Genomic DNA, 11,846 nt, shown 5'->3' with positions numbered 1-11,846 from the left:
GAGAGTGACCGCATCACCAGTCCCAATGGCAACGCCAACATTACTGAAAGGCAAATGATGGCCGAAAAGAATGCGCGCCGGGAAACGTCCCAGGCCGACGCCGTCGCCCACATCCGGGATGGCGAGACGTTCGCCATCAACCTTCCGGTTATCGGTCAGGTCGAGATTCCGCGGCCCGAGGCCCTCGCCTACTACGGCGGTTTGGCCGCGCTCGCGGCGTTCGAGCTGATCGACTGGCCGGTCGCCGTGGTCATCGCCGCCGGCCACCTGCTGGCCAGCAACCACCACAACCGGTTGCTCGAAGAGCTCGGCGAGGCCATCGAGGACGCCGAGTAGCCTCAGCCCGCTCCTTTGCGCACTGCTTTGCGCGCGGCCTTGGCGTCGTGGTGAATCGGCATGCACATCAGCTCCGCCACCCGATACATGAAGCTGTTCGGCGCCAACACGATGAGCACTTCTTCGTCGGCGAGCAGTCGGTCCAAGGCCGAGAACCCGGCACTGTCCAGGTACTTGACCTTGCTCAGCTGAAGGATCACCGGCCGCTCGCCCGGTATTTCGCGCACCAACCGGGTGAATTCGCGGACGTTGGAGGCGTCGACCTCGCCCGTCACCGCCACCTCGACAGGCGCCGACGCGCCGTCGCCCGCCAGTGTCTTCAGTTGGAACTCCGCACCGCTCATGTGGTGACGCCTTCCACCAGGCCTGACTTCGATAGAACTGCGCCCTCGAACGTCAGCGTGATTCGGGTACCAGCCGCGGTACGGACGGTCCGCACGTCGTCGGCGAGTCCGTTGATCATAGTGAGCCCGCGTCCGCGCTCCAGGCTGCGCTGGCTCGCCGACGAATCGCCCGACCATTGACCCGCGTCGCTTACGGTCGCGGTGACGGTCTGCCCTCGCACGAACGCTTCGATGGACACCGTCATGCTGGAATCGCCGCCGCTGCCGTGCTCGATGGCATTGGTCACCGCCTCGCCGGTGGCCAGCAGGATGTCGGACTCCCGCCGCGGATCGACATTGACTCCAGATAGCCAGTTGCGCAACCGGTGTCGCGCGTCGGCGATGTTGTCCAGCGACGCCGACACCACGGTGGCGAAACTGCGGGCCGAGCTGTGGCAGGGCCGCAGCGCCAGCAGCACCACGTCGTCGGTGTAACCGCCGGGCGGCGCCATCCGGTCGAGCAGTTCGTCGCAGAGGTCACCGACCGGAAGGTCGGCGCGGTAGGCGGCCGCCCCCTGCAACCGGGTGAACCCGTGATCGAGCCCCTCACCCGGTCGCTCGATCAGCCCATCGGTGTACAGCAGCAGCACGCTGCCCGGCGGTAATTCGTGGTCCGCGGTGTTGCGCTTGAGTGGACTCTCCCAGGCGGCGATCGGTGGGCGACGACCGTCGGTTAGGAACACCGGGGGTTGGTCCGGCGTGACCAGCAACGGATAAGGGTGTCCCGCACAGGAATAGCTGACCCGGGCGGTCCCGTCTCCGGTGTCCGGATCGGATCCGTCATCGATCATCGCGTAGCTGACGGTGGCGCAGCGCCCACCTGGCACGGTGGCCGCGTACCGGTCCAACGTGGCCAGCACCGCACCGGGATCGGGGTCGGTCAGCGCGCTGGCCGCCACCCCGGCCCGGAGCCGGCTCATCGCGATCGCGGCGGGCAGCCCGTGGCCGACGACGTCGCCGACCGAGATCGCGATCTGGTTCGGCTTGTCTTGCGGCATTACGAGATACCAGTCGCCTCCGACACGCATGGCCTCACCGCCGGGCTGGTACACCGCAGCGACCACCGCCGCCGTCGATGCGTGATCGAGGTCGAGCAGATGGTCCTGGAAGTCGACCGCAATCCGGTGTTCCTGTTGCACGCTGCGAATGCGGTCGACGGTGGACTGGGTGATCCTGGCAACCTGCGCGGCCCAGGCGAGTTCGGCGGGTTCGAACTCCTGCGGGGTCGGCCACAGCATGCCAAGGGAGCCGATGATCCGGCCGTCCGAGCCGCGCAGCGGCTGACTGATACACGACCGCACCGAGTCGATTGTCTCGCTCACCACGTGTCGGTAACGTGAGCCCAAATTCATTGTGTCCGTGATGATCATCGGTTGACCCGATTTGACCACATCGACCGGCACGATCGGGGTGTCCATCGACGCGACGTGGTAACGATCGCGAATCTCGGCGGGAACCAATACGCCGTACTCGAATCGGAGGTTGTTCCCGTCGGCGTCGAGCAGCCCCAGACAGATGATCGGGGCCGTACCGCGACCGAAAGCCGCACCCTGTAGGGCCTCGACGATCGCCGCAGGCGAGTCGGCGGCCTGCAGAGCCGCGTCGAGCTGCGCGAAGTCGAGGGCCAGCTGCGCCTTGGCGTCACTCGACCGGGCACGTGTTCGTTCGCGAGCCGCGGCTGCCAACCGGGCGGTTATCCGGTCACGTAAATCCCTGGACGTGAACGGCTTTGGCAGATAGTCGTCCGCGCCGCCGGCGAAGCCCTCGCTGACGGCCTCCGCACCGGCTCTGGCCGACAGCATCAGCACCGGGGTGGCCGCCAGGACCGGGTCGGCGCGGATCGCGGCGACCAGTTCGAAGCCGTCCAGCCGCGGCATCATCGCATCGGTCACGACGATGTCCGGGCGCAGCCTGCGGGTGGCCTCGATGGCCTCTTGGCCGTCGGCGACGAGCACCGTCCGCCAGCGCGGTGACAACACCTGCTCCAAATACGCTCGCATATCGGCATTGTCGTCGGCGATCAGGATCAGTTCGCGGCCGTCGGGTGCAGGCGCCGCAGCGCCGGATGATCCGGGTCGCGAGGTCACCCACTGGCCGGCCTCGACGACGTACGGGTTGTCCAGCAAGGCGGCGGGCGCATGGTCGATCGGCTCGCCACCCACTGCCCGGGGCAACCGGATGGTGACCGCGGTGCCGCGGCCGAGTTCGCTGTCGAACTCCACGGTCCCTTGCTGCAGCTCGACCAGACCCCGCACCAACGACAACCCGATACCGGTGCCCTCGACGCTACGCCCGTGCGTGTCCTCGGCGCGAAAGAATCGCTCCCCCAACCGCTTCAGGTCTGCTTCGGCGATCCCGATCCCGGTGTCGCGAATCACGATGTGGCAGAAGGACGCATCGCTTCGGACCGTCACAGTGATGGACCCCGCCATGGTGTACTTCACCGCGTTCGACAACAGGTTGAGCAGGATCGTCTCCCACATGGCCGGATCGATGTGGCTCACCGCGGCACGGCAATCGAGCACCAACTCGAGTCCGGCCCGCTGACACAGTTCGGCGAAAGACGATGCGATGTGCGACGTCAGCACCCCGACATCGGTGCACAGCAGATTGACCGTGGCACGGCCGGCTTCGATGCGGGAGAAATCCAGCAGCGAGTCGACCAGCCGTCGTAGTCGCTCCGCGTTACGCCGCACGATACCGAGCTGACTCTCGATCGTGCTGTCGGTGCTGTCCGACAAGGCGTCATCAAGCGGACCGAGCAAAAGCGTTAGGGGCGTGCGGAACTCGTGAGAGACGTTGGTGAGGAACGCTGTTTTCGCACGGTCCAGTTCGGCAAGCGCGTCGGCGCGCCGCCGCTGTTGCTCGTAGGACATCGCCGAGGCCATTGCCGAGGACAACTGGTCGGCGAGCAACTGGCAGAAGCCGACGTATTGGTCGTCCAGCTGCACGAGCGGATTCGTGCCGATCAGCAGAGCCCCGCCGGCGGAACCCTCACCCAGCGGCAGTAGCAGGGCATGGTCGGGGCAGTCGTCACCGAGCGCTTCGTGGAGCCCGTCGATCATCGTGGCGACGTCGTCGATGACCTGTGCCTCAGACCTGGTGCGCGGCACCGCGGCGGATTTGGTCAAGGCGCCCAGGGTCGGCGGCAACAAGGGCAGCACCGCAGGCGTCGCAGCGCGCAGCGTGACGTCACCGGTCGCGGGATCCCCGACGTAGGCGGCGAGCATCGGCACGTCGGCCGGACGTTCCTGGCACACCGCCACGGCCGCCTGCACCGCGTCGTCGATCGTGTTGGTGTCCATCACGGCCGAGGCCACCGCATTGAGAAGTTGCAGCCTGCGTTCGCTCAACACCCGTTCCGTGGTTTCGAACGACGGGCAGATGATGCCGATGGTCGTGCCGTCCTCGCCGACCAGCGGGCTGTAGGTGAACGTGAAGTACCGCTGTCTGCGTCGGCCCGCGGTGAGGATCGGCAACATCAGATCGTGCGACCAGGTCGCTTCGCCGGTGGCGATCACGCCCTCCAGCATCGGACGCACCGGCTCCCACACGTCCCACCACGCGTACTGCCCGCGCTGGCCGAGCGCGGCGGGGTGCCGGTCGCTGAGGATCGGGATGTAGGCGTCGTTGTAGACCAGGAAGAGCTCCTCGGTCCCGAGCCACAACACGATCGGGAAGCTCGACGTCAACACCATCGCGACCACCGACCGCAATTCCGTCGGCCACGACTGCGGCGAACCGAGCGGATGGGCGGTCCAATCGAATTCGGCGAACCGTCGGCCCATCTCGCCACCGAGCGCCACGGCGGCGGCCAGGTCGGGCGGCAGGATTTTCGGGTCACGCGGCCAGCCGCGTCGTTCGTCCCCGCTCACGTCCCCTGCTCGGACTCACGGCCTTTCAGCGCCTCGGCCAACGTCGGGTACAGGTCGAGCAGGCTGTCCAGGTTCGTCACCTCTATCGGGCGGACCACCAGGTCGTTCTCGGCGACCAACCGGACCGCTGTCCCCGCGCGCAGACCGATCTTGTGACAGTCGAGCACCGCGTTCATCCCGGCGCTGCCGAAGTACGTCACGCCTTGCAGGTCGATGATGAGCAGGCGAGATTCCTGAGCGCCGGCCTGCTGCAGCGCGGACGCGAGCTGAGTTCTGAGCCCGGCCGCGTTGCCGGAGTCGATCTCGCCGGACGCATGCACCAGCACGGCCTCGGGCCGGACCTCAGATTTGACCGTCAACAGTTCCATCGCGCTCACCCGCTCCGACGCACGTGATTCCTGGGTCCGGAGCAACGGGTCTTGGACCGGACCACTGGACCACAAGCGCCCCGGCTTGCCGTCCCTCGTTTCGACGAGCCTAACCGGCAGTGCCATTACGCGGTGGGTTCACCCGGAACCCGTTGGTGCACGGTCAGCAGAAGGTGGTCGAAGGCGGCCTGCACGTCCGCCGACGGCGGTGGCTGCGTGGACATTTCGGTGATGAGTTGCTTGGCCAGCGAGCGCAGCTTGGTGTTGGTCTCCTGCGATCGCCAGCGCAGAACGCCGAACGCCTGTTCGGGGCCCACCCGATAGACAGCCATCAAGATGCCTTTGGCCTGTTCGATGATGGCGCGCGCCTCGAACAGGTCGGGTAGCGCCTCGTCGAGGGCAACCTGCCGGTTCTCCACGAAAGTCGCCGTGAGGTCCAGGTAATAGCCCGCGGTACCGACCACCGCGCCGTTCTCGTCGAGCATCCGGTCGGCGACCACGATCGCGTCGTGCACGGTGCCGGCGGTGTCGATGAAGCGGTGCCGACTGGAGAACGAGCTCTTGGACAGCAGGGCGCGGTCGAGCAGATCTTGGACATGACCGCGGTCGTCGGGATGCTTGTGCGACATCAGCAGCTCGGTCGTCGGGTAGACCGTCCCGGGTTCGTAGCCGTGCATGCGGGCCAGCTCGTCGGACCACTCCCAGTGCTCGCCGACGAACCAGAACCGGAACGCGCCGACGCCCGGTTTGTCGGTGTCGATGGCCGGCCACCGGGCTGGCCACACCTGTGGTGCAGTGCCTGTTTCAGCGACCTCGCGCACGCTGATCATCTTCCCACCGATCGCACACCTTGCCTACTGATTGGACGGCACCGGATTGGGTAGGCGTGCACGAAGCCCAGGCTGCGCTAGCGTGGTACGCAAACCGAACGCGGGAGCGCACGCCCAGTGCGCTGAGAGGACGGCTCGGGGCCGTCGACCGTACGAACCTGACCGGGTAATGCCGACGTAGGGAGCAGAAATGACCGAATTGGCAGTCCAGCCGACAGTGACCACCGGCCCCATCGCGGGCAGCACCAAGATCTACCGGGACCTGGAGATCTCCCCCGGCGGACCCGCCGCCAAGGTTCCGTTCCGGCGGGTCCGCCTGTCCAACGGCGAACACCTGGACCTCTACGACACGTCGGGGCCGTACACCGACGCCGACGCGGTCATCGACGTGTCCGCCGGCCTGCCGCCGCGTCCGGGCGTGATCCGCGACCGCGGCACCCAGCTGCAGCGCGCCCGCGCGGGCGAGATCACCGCCGAGATGGCCTACATCGCCGCCCGCGAGCAGCTGCCCGCAGAGCTGGTGCGCGACGAGGTCGCCCGCGGCCGCGCGGTGATTCCGGCGAACCACAACCATGCCGAGAGCGAGCCGATGATCATCGGCAAGGCGTTCGCGGTCAAAGTCAATGCCAACATCGGCAACTCGGCGGTGACGTCGTCGATCGCCGAAGAGGTCGACAAGATGGTGTGGGCCACCCGCTGGGGCGCCGACACCATCATGGATCTGTCCACCGGCAAGGACATTCATGCCACCCGCGAGTGGATTCTGCGCAACTCACCGGTGCCGGTCGGGACCGTGCCGATCTACCAAGCGCTGGAAAAGGTCGACGGTGACCCGACGCTGCTGAACTGGGAGATGTACCGCGACACCGTGATCGAGCAGTGCGAGCAGGGCGTGGACTACATGACCGTGCACGCCGGCGTCCTGCTGCGATATGTGCCGCTGACCGCCAAGCGGGTGACCGGCATCGTGTCCCGCGGCGGTTCCATCATGGCCGCGTGGTGTCTGGCGCACCATCAGGAATCCTTCCTGTACACCAACTTCGAAGAACTCTGCGACATCCTTGCCCAGTACGACGTCACGTTCTCACTCGGCGACGGGCTGCGGCCCGGATCGATCGCCGACGCCAACGACGCGGCTCAGTTCGCCGAGCTTCGCACCCTGGGCGAACTGACGAAGATCGCGAAAAGCCATGGCGTGCAGGTGATGATCGAAGGACCGGGCCACGTCCCGATGCACAAGATCGTCGAGAATGTGCGTCTGGAAGAGGAATTGTGCGAAGAGGCGCCGTTCTACACGCTCGGGCCGCTGACCACCGACATCGCTCCGGCATACGACCACATCACGTCGGCGATCGGCGCGGCGATCATCGCGCAGGCCGGCACGGCGATGCTGTGCTACGTGACCCCGAAGGAGCACCTCGGCCTGCCGGACCGCAAGGACGTCAAGGACGGCGTGATCGCCTACAAGATCGCGGCGCACGCCGGCGACCTGGCCAAGGGGCATCCGCACGCTCAGGAGCGCGATAACGCGTTGTCGCAGGCCCGATTTGAGTTCCGGTGGAACGACCAGTTCGCACTGTCCCTGGATCCCGACACCGCGCGGGAGTTCCACGACGAGACGTTGCCCGCAGCGCCCGCCAAGGCCGCGCACTTCTGCTCGATGTGTGGGCCCAAGTTCTGCTCGATGCGCATCACCCAGGACGTCCGGGACTACGCGGCCAAACACGGTCTTGAAACGGAAGAGGACATCGAGGCTGTGCTGGCTTCCGGCATGGCCGAGAAATCCGCCGAGTTCGCCGAGCACGGTAACCGGGTGTATCTGCCTCTCGCCCAACAGTGAATCTGCTGCCGCTGGCGCCGTCCGGTACGACGCCGCCGCGGGTCTTGACCATCGCCGGCTCCGACTCAGGCGGTGGCGCCGGGATGCAGGCCGACATCCGCACCTGCACCCTGCTGGGTGTACACACGCTGTGCGCGGTGACGGCGGTAACGGTGCAGAACTCGTTGGGCGTCAAGGGCTTTCACCCGATTCCACCCGACGTGGTCGCGGCGCAGATCGCGGCGGTGGCCGGCGACATCGGGCTGCAGGCCGCCAAAACCGGGATGCTCGCCACCGCCCCGATCATCGAGGCCATCGCACAGAGTTGGCGCGAACACAGCGGGGGCGTGCCGCTGGTGGTTGACCCGGTGTGCGCCTCGATGCACGGGGATCCGCTGCTCGACGACGAGGCCTTGGAATCCCTCAAGGCCGAATTGTTTCCGCTGGCGACCGTGGTGACGCCGAACCTGCACGAGGTGCGACTCCTGGTGGACATCGACGTGGTCGACTCGGCCACTCAGGCCGATGCAGCCCGCGCCCTGCACGCGCTGGGACCGGCGTGGGCGATGGTCAAAGGCGGCCATATGCCCGGATCGGCCAGCAGCACCGATGTGTTGTTCGACGGCAACGACTTTCACGAGTTCGAATCTCCGCGCGTCGACACCACCCATGATCATGGCGCCGGCGATACCCTCGCCGCGGCCACCGCGTGCGCACTGGCGCACGGCTACAGCGTGCTAGAAGCCGTCGCGTTCGCCAAAGACTGGGTCACCGAGGGACTGCGGGCCTCGTATCCGCTGGGGCAGGGCCACGGCCCGGTGTCGCCGCTGTTCAGATTGAGCATATGAGTGAGGAGCGGCAATTAATCTCGAGAACATCGCTGGGGTAGCCCACGAACCCGACGGGTCCCCGGCCGGGGTGGTGGTGTTGACGCACGGTGCCGGCGGGAACCGGGATTCGCCGTTGCTGCAACGGCTTTGCGACGAGTGGGCGCGGCGAGGCTGGCTGGCGGTCCGATACAACCTGCCGTACCGGCGCCGACGCCCCAAAGGTCCGCCGTCGGGTTCGTCGGCCGCGGACCGCGACGGCATCGCCGAGGCCATCTCGGTGTGCCGCGGTTTGTCGGACGGCCCGCTGATTGCCGGCGGCCATTCGTACGGCGGCCGGATGACGTCGATGGTGGTGGCCGCCAAGGAATCCCACGTCGACGTGCTGACGTTGTTCTCCTACCCGGTTCATCCACCGGGCAAGCCCGAGCGGGCCCGCACCGAGCACCTGCCCGATATCGCGGTGCCGACGGTATTCACCCATGGCACGTCGGATCCGTTCGGCTCTCCAAGCGAGGTACAGGCGGCCGCAGCACTCATCGGCGCGCCGACTCAGATCGTCGAGATCGCGGGTGCCCGCCACGATCTTGGCTCCAAGACGCTCGACGTGCCGAAGCTGTCGGTGTCGGCGTCGCTGCTGCTGTTGGGCCGCGAATAGCTCAGGCGCTTTTGCCGGTGTCTCGCTGACCGCGGCCCCGGATGACCTCTGTGGCGACGTCGACCAGTTTCACGTTCGAGTTCTGCGACGCCTTGCGAAGGACGTCGAACGCCGCCGCATCGGTCAGGTCGTTGAGTGTCATCAACATTCCGATGGCTTGGCCGATGGCGCGGTTGGTGGTCAGCCCCCGGCGGAGTGTCGCGACGTCCTCGTTGTGCGCCGCCGCCGTGCTGGCCACTGTGGCAAAAGCCGCCAACACCACGGCCTGCTCCACCGAGGAGGCGTCGAAGGCGTGGGGCGCGTCTGAAAACAAGTTGAGCGCGCCGATGTTCTCCCGATCCACCGGCAGCCGAACGCTCATGGCGCCGCGCACCGGCGTCTGGGAGACCACCCGCGCCGTCAGCGCCGGCCATCGACTGGCCGCCGCGAGGTCCGGTTCGATCTCAGCACGTCGGCTTTCCATGGCATCGATGCACGGGCCGATGCCGAGCGCCAGCTCCATCCGGTCGATCTGGCGCGCGACGTCGTCGCTGACGGCCGCGGTCCGGCGGGTGCCGCCGCGGCTGATCATGAGGCTGGCATGGTCACAGCCCGGGACAGTCAGGGTCGCGGCCACGCAGATAGCGGCGTACACCTCCGGAGAGGTCGAGCCTTGCCGGACGATGTCGGCCAACGACGCGAACACCGCCGACCTGTCCTGACGCGCTGGGGACGGCACTGCAACCTCCTGACCCCCGTGGTTTGGCTACGAACCTGCGCTCTACATCACCCAAAATCTATGTTGATGGCTGAAGATTTTGTCTACCACGCAAGGGATTTATTTGCAAGTGTGGTAAAAAGGTTTTGTATGCGTCAAGACGCCGAGGATGAGTAGATGGACGACCGACTCCACCGCGCCGACGGGCCGACTTCCGACCAGGGTGTTTACGGAATTTCAGTTGCCGCGGAGCTGTCCGGTGTCGCAGTGCAGTCGCTACGCCTCTACGAGCGTCACGGCCTGCTCAGCCCCGTCCGTAGCGGCGGGGGGACCCGCCGGTACAGCGCTGACGACCTGGTCCGCCTGCGGCGCATCAGCGCGCTGGTGAATGCCGGAGTGAACTTGGCCGGCATCAGCCGAATCCTTGAACTCGAAGACGACAACGCCACCCTGCATGCCGCCAATCGGGCGATGGGCAGCAAGTCGCCGCGTAAGGCCCCGCCCGGCCGTTAGCGCCAAGGTTTACCGGTACCGGTGGTACTGCGTATATTGTCGTGCCATGACATCGGAGCACTTCGAGGCCGTCATCGTCGGAGCCGGTTTCGGCGGTATCGGCGCGGCCATCCAGCTCAAACGCATGGGTATCGACAACTTCGTCATCCTCGACCGGGAGGACGACCTGGGCGGAACCTGGCACGTCAACCACTATCCGGGCCTGGCCGTCGATGTCCCCACCACCACGTACTCGTACTTCTTCGAACCGAACCCGAACTGGTCGCGTCTGTTCACCCCGGGACCGGAGATCAAGCAGTACGCCGCCGGGGTGGCTGACAAATACGACGTCCGCCGGCACATGCGGTTCAACACCGTCGTAGAAAGCGCCCGGTGGGACGACGAGACCCGGCACTGGCAGGTGGCGTTGTCGGGCGGCGACGTGCTTTCGGCGCGCTATCTGATCACCGCGACCGGATTCCTGTCCCAGCCGAAGACACCGGAAATTCCCGGGATCACCTCCTTCGAGGGCAAGATCATCCACACCACTGAGTGGGAGGACGACTTCGACCCAACGGGCAAGCGGATCGGGATCATCGGGACCGGCGCGACGGCGGTGCAGCTGATTCCGAAACTCGCCGAGAAGGCCGGCGATCTCACGGTCTATCAGCGCACCCCGATCTGGGTGGCACCGAAGATCGACCTGCGGTTCTCGCAGGGCGCCAAGCGGTTGTTCGCCCGCTTCCCGTGGACGCAACGGGCGATCAGGGCCGTCACCGACACCATCTACGAGTTGATGATCACCGTCGGGCTGGTGCGATACCGGGTTCCGCTGTTCCGCCGGCTCAACATCTCGGCGTCGGACTTGTGCAAGATCAACCAGTTCATCGCGATCCGCGACAAAGAGCTGCGCCGCAAGCTCACACCCGACTACGACCTGGGGTGTAAGCGTCCGACGTTCTCCAACACCTATTTCCGCAGCTTCACCAAGCCGCATGTCCACCTGCAAGCCGACGGGATCGAACGCATCGAGGCCGACGGCATCGTCAACGCCGACGGGTCGAAAACCCACATCGACACCCTGGTACTGGCGACTGGATTCGACCTGTGGGAGGCCAATTTCCCGGCCATCGAGGTGATCGGCCGCGAGGGACGCAACCTCGGAAAGTGGTGGCGCGACACGCGTTTTCAGGCCTATCAGGGTGTATCGATGCCCTACTTCCCCAACTATCTGAGCCTGGCCAGCCCCTTCGCCTTCCTGGGACTGAACTTCTTCAACACGATGGAGTATCAGATGCGGCTAATGGACCGCCTTTTCGCCGAACTCAAGCGGCAGGGCGCCGACACCTTCGAGGTCACCGAAGATGCCAACGCCCGCTACCTCGACCGGATGACCGAGTTACTCGGTGACTCGCTGTGGATTCTCGGCAACTGCGCCACCTCACGGTCCTACTACTTCAACCCCAGCGGCGAGCCGTCGCTGCTGCGTCCGATGGCCACCGCGACCGCGATCGAAGAGGCATCGAGCTTTCCGATCAGTGACTACGCGATCAGTTGAGGA

At 66.2% G+C, this 11,846-nt stretch carries 11 protein-coding genes and 1 riboswitch; of the genes, 6 read left to right on the top strand and 5 right to left on the bottom strand.

Features of this window, described 5'->3' with window-relative positions:
• Window positions 1-57 precede the first annotated feature (57 nt).
• Window positions 58-336: a hypothetical protein gene (locus tag CYU59_RS07505; RefSeq protein WP_292981136.1), complete on the top strand. Its 279-nt coding sequence runs from the start codon at window positions 58-60 to the stop codon at window positions 334-336.
• A gap of 2 nt (window positions 337-338) precedes the next feature.
• Here CYU59_RS07505 and CYU59_RS07500 read toward each other — a convergent pair whose 3' ends face one another.
• The 4 genes from CYU59_RS07500 to CYU59_RS07485 form a co-directional block, all read right to left on the bottom strand.
• Window positions 339-680, bottom strand: coding sequence for an STAS domain-containing protein (locus tag CYU59_RS07500; protein WP_292981133.1), 342 nt, complete (start codon window positions 678-680; stop codon window positions 339-341).
• On the bottom strand, window positions 677-4,594 hold the full coding sequence (locus CYU59_RS07495) for a SpoIIE family protein phosphatase (protein ID WP_292981130.1): 3,918 nt from the start codon (window positions 4,592-4,594) through the stop codon (window positions 677-679). The genes CYU59_RS07500 and CYU59_RS07495 overlap by 4 nt, the downstream gene beginning before the upstream one ends.
• Window positions 4,591-4,962, bottom strand: a complete 372-nt coding sequence (locus CYU59_RS07490; RefSeq protein WP_292981226.1) for an STAS domain-containing protein — start codon at window positions 4,960-4,962, stop codon at window positions 4,591-4,593. Before CYU59_RS07490 ends, CYU59_RS07495 begins: the two co-directional genes overlap by 4 nt.
• A 125-nt stretch (window positions 4,963-5,087) precedes the next feature.
• The gene (locus tag CYU59_RS07485; protein WP_292981127.1) at window positions 5,088-5,792 is read right to left on the bottom strand and encodes a PAS and ANTAR domain-containing protein; all 705 of its coding nucleotides are present in this window, start codon (window positions 5,790-5,792) and stop codon (window positions 5,088-5,090) included.
• A gap of 90 nt (window positions 5,793-5,882) precedes the next feature.
• Window positions 5,883-5,993: riboswitch (TPP riboswitch) on the top strand.
• Between CYU59_RS07485 and thiC the strand changes: the two genes are divergently transcribed.
• The 3 genes from thiC (at window position 5,983) to CYU59_RS07470 (ending at window position 9,096) form a co-directional block, all read left to right on the top strand.
• On the top strand, window positions 5,983-7,632 hold the full coding sequence (gene thiC, locus CYU59_RS07480; RefSeq protein ID WP_292981124.1) for a phosphomethylpyrimidine synthase ThiC: 1,650 nt from the start codon (window positions 5,983-5,985) through the stop codon (window positions 7,630-7,632). Its footprint overlaps the riboswitch before it by 11 nt.
• Window positions 7,629-8,459: a bifunctional hydroxymethylpyrimidine kinase/phosphomethylpyrimidine kinase gene (gene thiD / locus CYU59_RS07475; RefSeq protein WP_292981121.1), complete on the top strand. Its 831-nt coding sequence runs from the start codon at window positions 7,629-7,631 to the stop codon at window positions 8,457-8,459. Before thiC ends, thiD begins: the two co-directional genes overlap by 4 nt.
• Before the next feature lie 13 nt (window positions 8,460-8,472).
• The gene (locus CYU59_RS07470) at window positions 8,473-9,096 is read left to right on the top strand and encodes an alpha/beta family hydrolase (RefSeq protein ID WP_292981223.1); all 624 of its coding nucleotides are present in this window, start codon (window positions 8,473-8,475) and stop codon (window positions 9,094-9,096) included.
• A gap of 1 nt (window position 9,097) precedes the next feature.
• Here CYU59_RS07470 and CYU59_RS07465 read toward each other — a convergent pair whose 3' ends face one another.
• Window positions 9,098-9,769, bottom strand: coding sequence for a GAF and ANTAR domain-containing protein (locus CYU59_RS07465; protein ID WP_292981119.1), 672 nt, complete (start codon window positions 9,767-9,769; stop codon window positions 9,098-9,100).
• Between the two features lie 201 nt (window positions 9,770-9,970).
• Here CYU59_RS07465 and CYU59_RS07460 point away from each other — a divergent pair, with 201 nt between their 5' ends.
• Together CYU59_RS07460 and CYU59_RS07455 are read left to right on the top strand one after the other, a co-directional pair.
• A complete protein-coding gene (locus CYU59_RS07460; protein ID WP_292981116.1) occupies window positions 9,971-10,306 on the top strand; it encodes a MerR family transcriptional regulator in 336 nt (111 codons plus the stop codon).
• Window positions 10,307-10,352: 46 nt separating this feature from the next.
• Window positions 10,353-11,843 carry an NAD(P)/FAD-dependent oxidoreductase gene (locus tag CYU59_RS07455; RefSeq protein WP_292981113.1) on the top strand — a complete coding sequence of 497 codons (1,491 nt, stop codon included), beginning with the start codon at window positions 10,353-10,355 and terminating at the stop codon, window positions 11,841-11,843.
• Window positions 11,844-11,846 lie beyond the last annotated feature (3 nt).

The organism is Mycobacterium sp. (assembly GCF_002863225.1).
In the GTDB taxonomy this organism is placed as follows: domain Bacteria; phylum Actinomycetota; class Actinomycetes; order Mycobacteriales; family Mycobacteriaceae; genus Mycobacterium.
The sequence above is the reverse complement of the archived record's forward strand: the minus strand, read 5'-3'. Positions and strand labels throughout refer to the sequence as shown.

Coding starts and splice junctions, on each gene's coding strand:
- CYU59_RS07505 (WP_292981136.1), top strand. CDS start 58: ATGGCCGAAAAGAATGCGCGCCGGGAAACGTCCCAGGCCGACGCCGTC.
- CYU59_RS07500 (WP_292981133.1), bottom strand. CDS start 680: ATGAGCGGTGCGGAGTTCCAACTGAAGACACTGGCGGGCGACGGCGCG.
- CYU59_RS07490 (WP_292981226.1), bottom strand. CDS start 4,962: ATGGAACTGTTGACGGTCAAATCTGAGGTCCGGCCCGAGGCCGTGCTG.
- CYU59_RS07485 (WP_292981127.1), bottom strand. CDS start 5,792: ATGATCAGCGTGCGCGAGGTCGCTGAAACAGGCACTGCACCACAGGTG.
- thiC (WP_292981124.1), top strand. CDS start 5,983: ATGACCGAATTGGCAGTCCAGCCGACAGTGACCACCGGCCCCATCGCG.
- CYU59_RS07460 (WP_292981116.1), top strand. CDS start 9,971: ATGGACGACCGACTCCACCGCGCCGACGGGCCGACTTCCGACCAGGGT.
- CYU59_RS07455 (WP_292981113.1), top strand. CDS start 10,353: ATGACATCGGAGCACTTCGAGGCCGTCATCGTCGGAGCCGGTTTCGGC.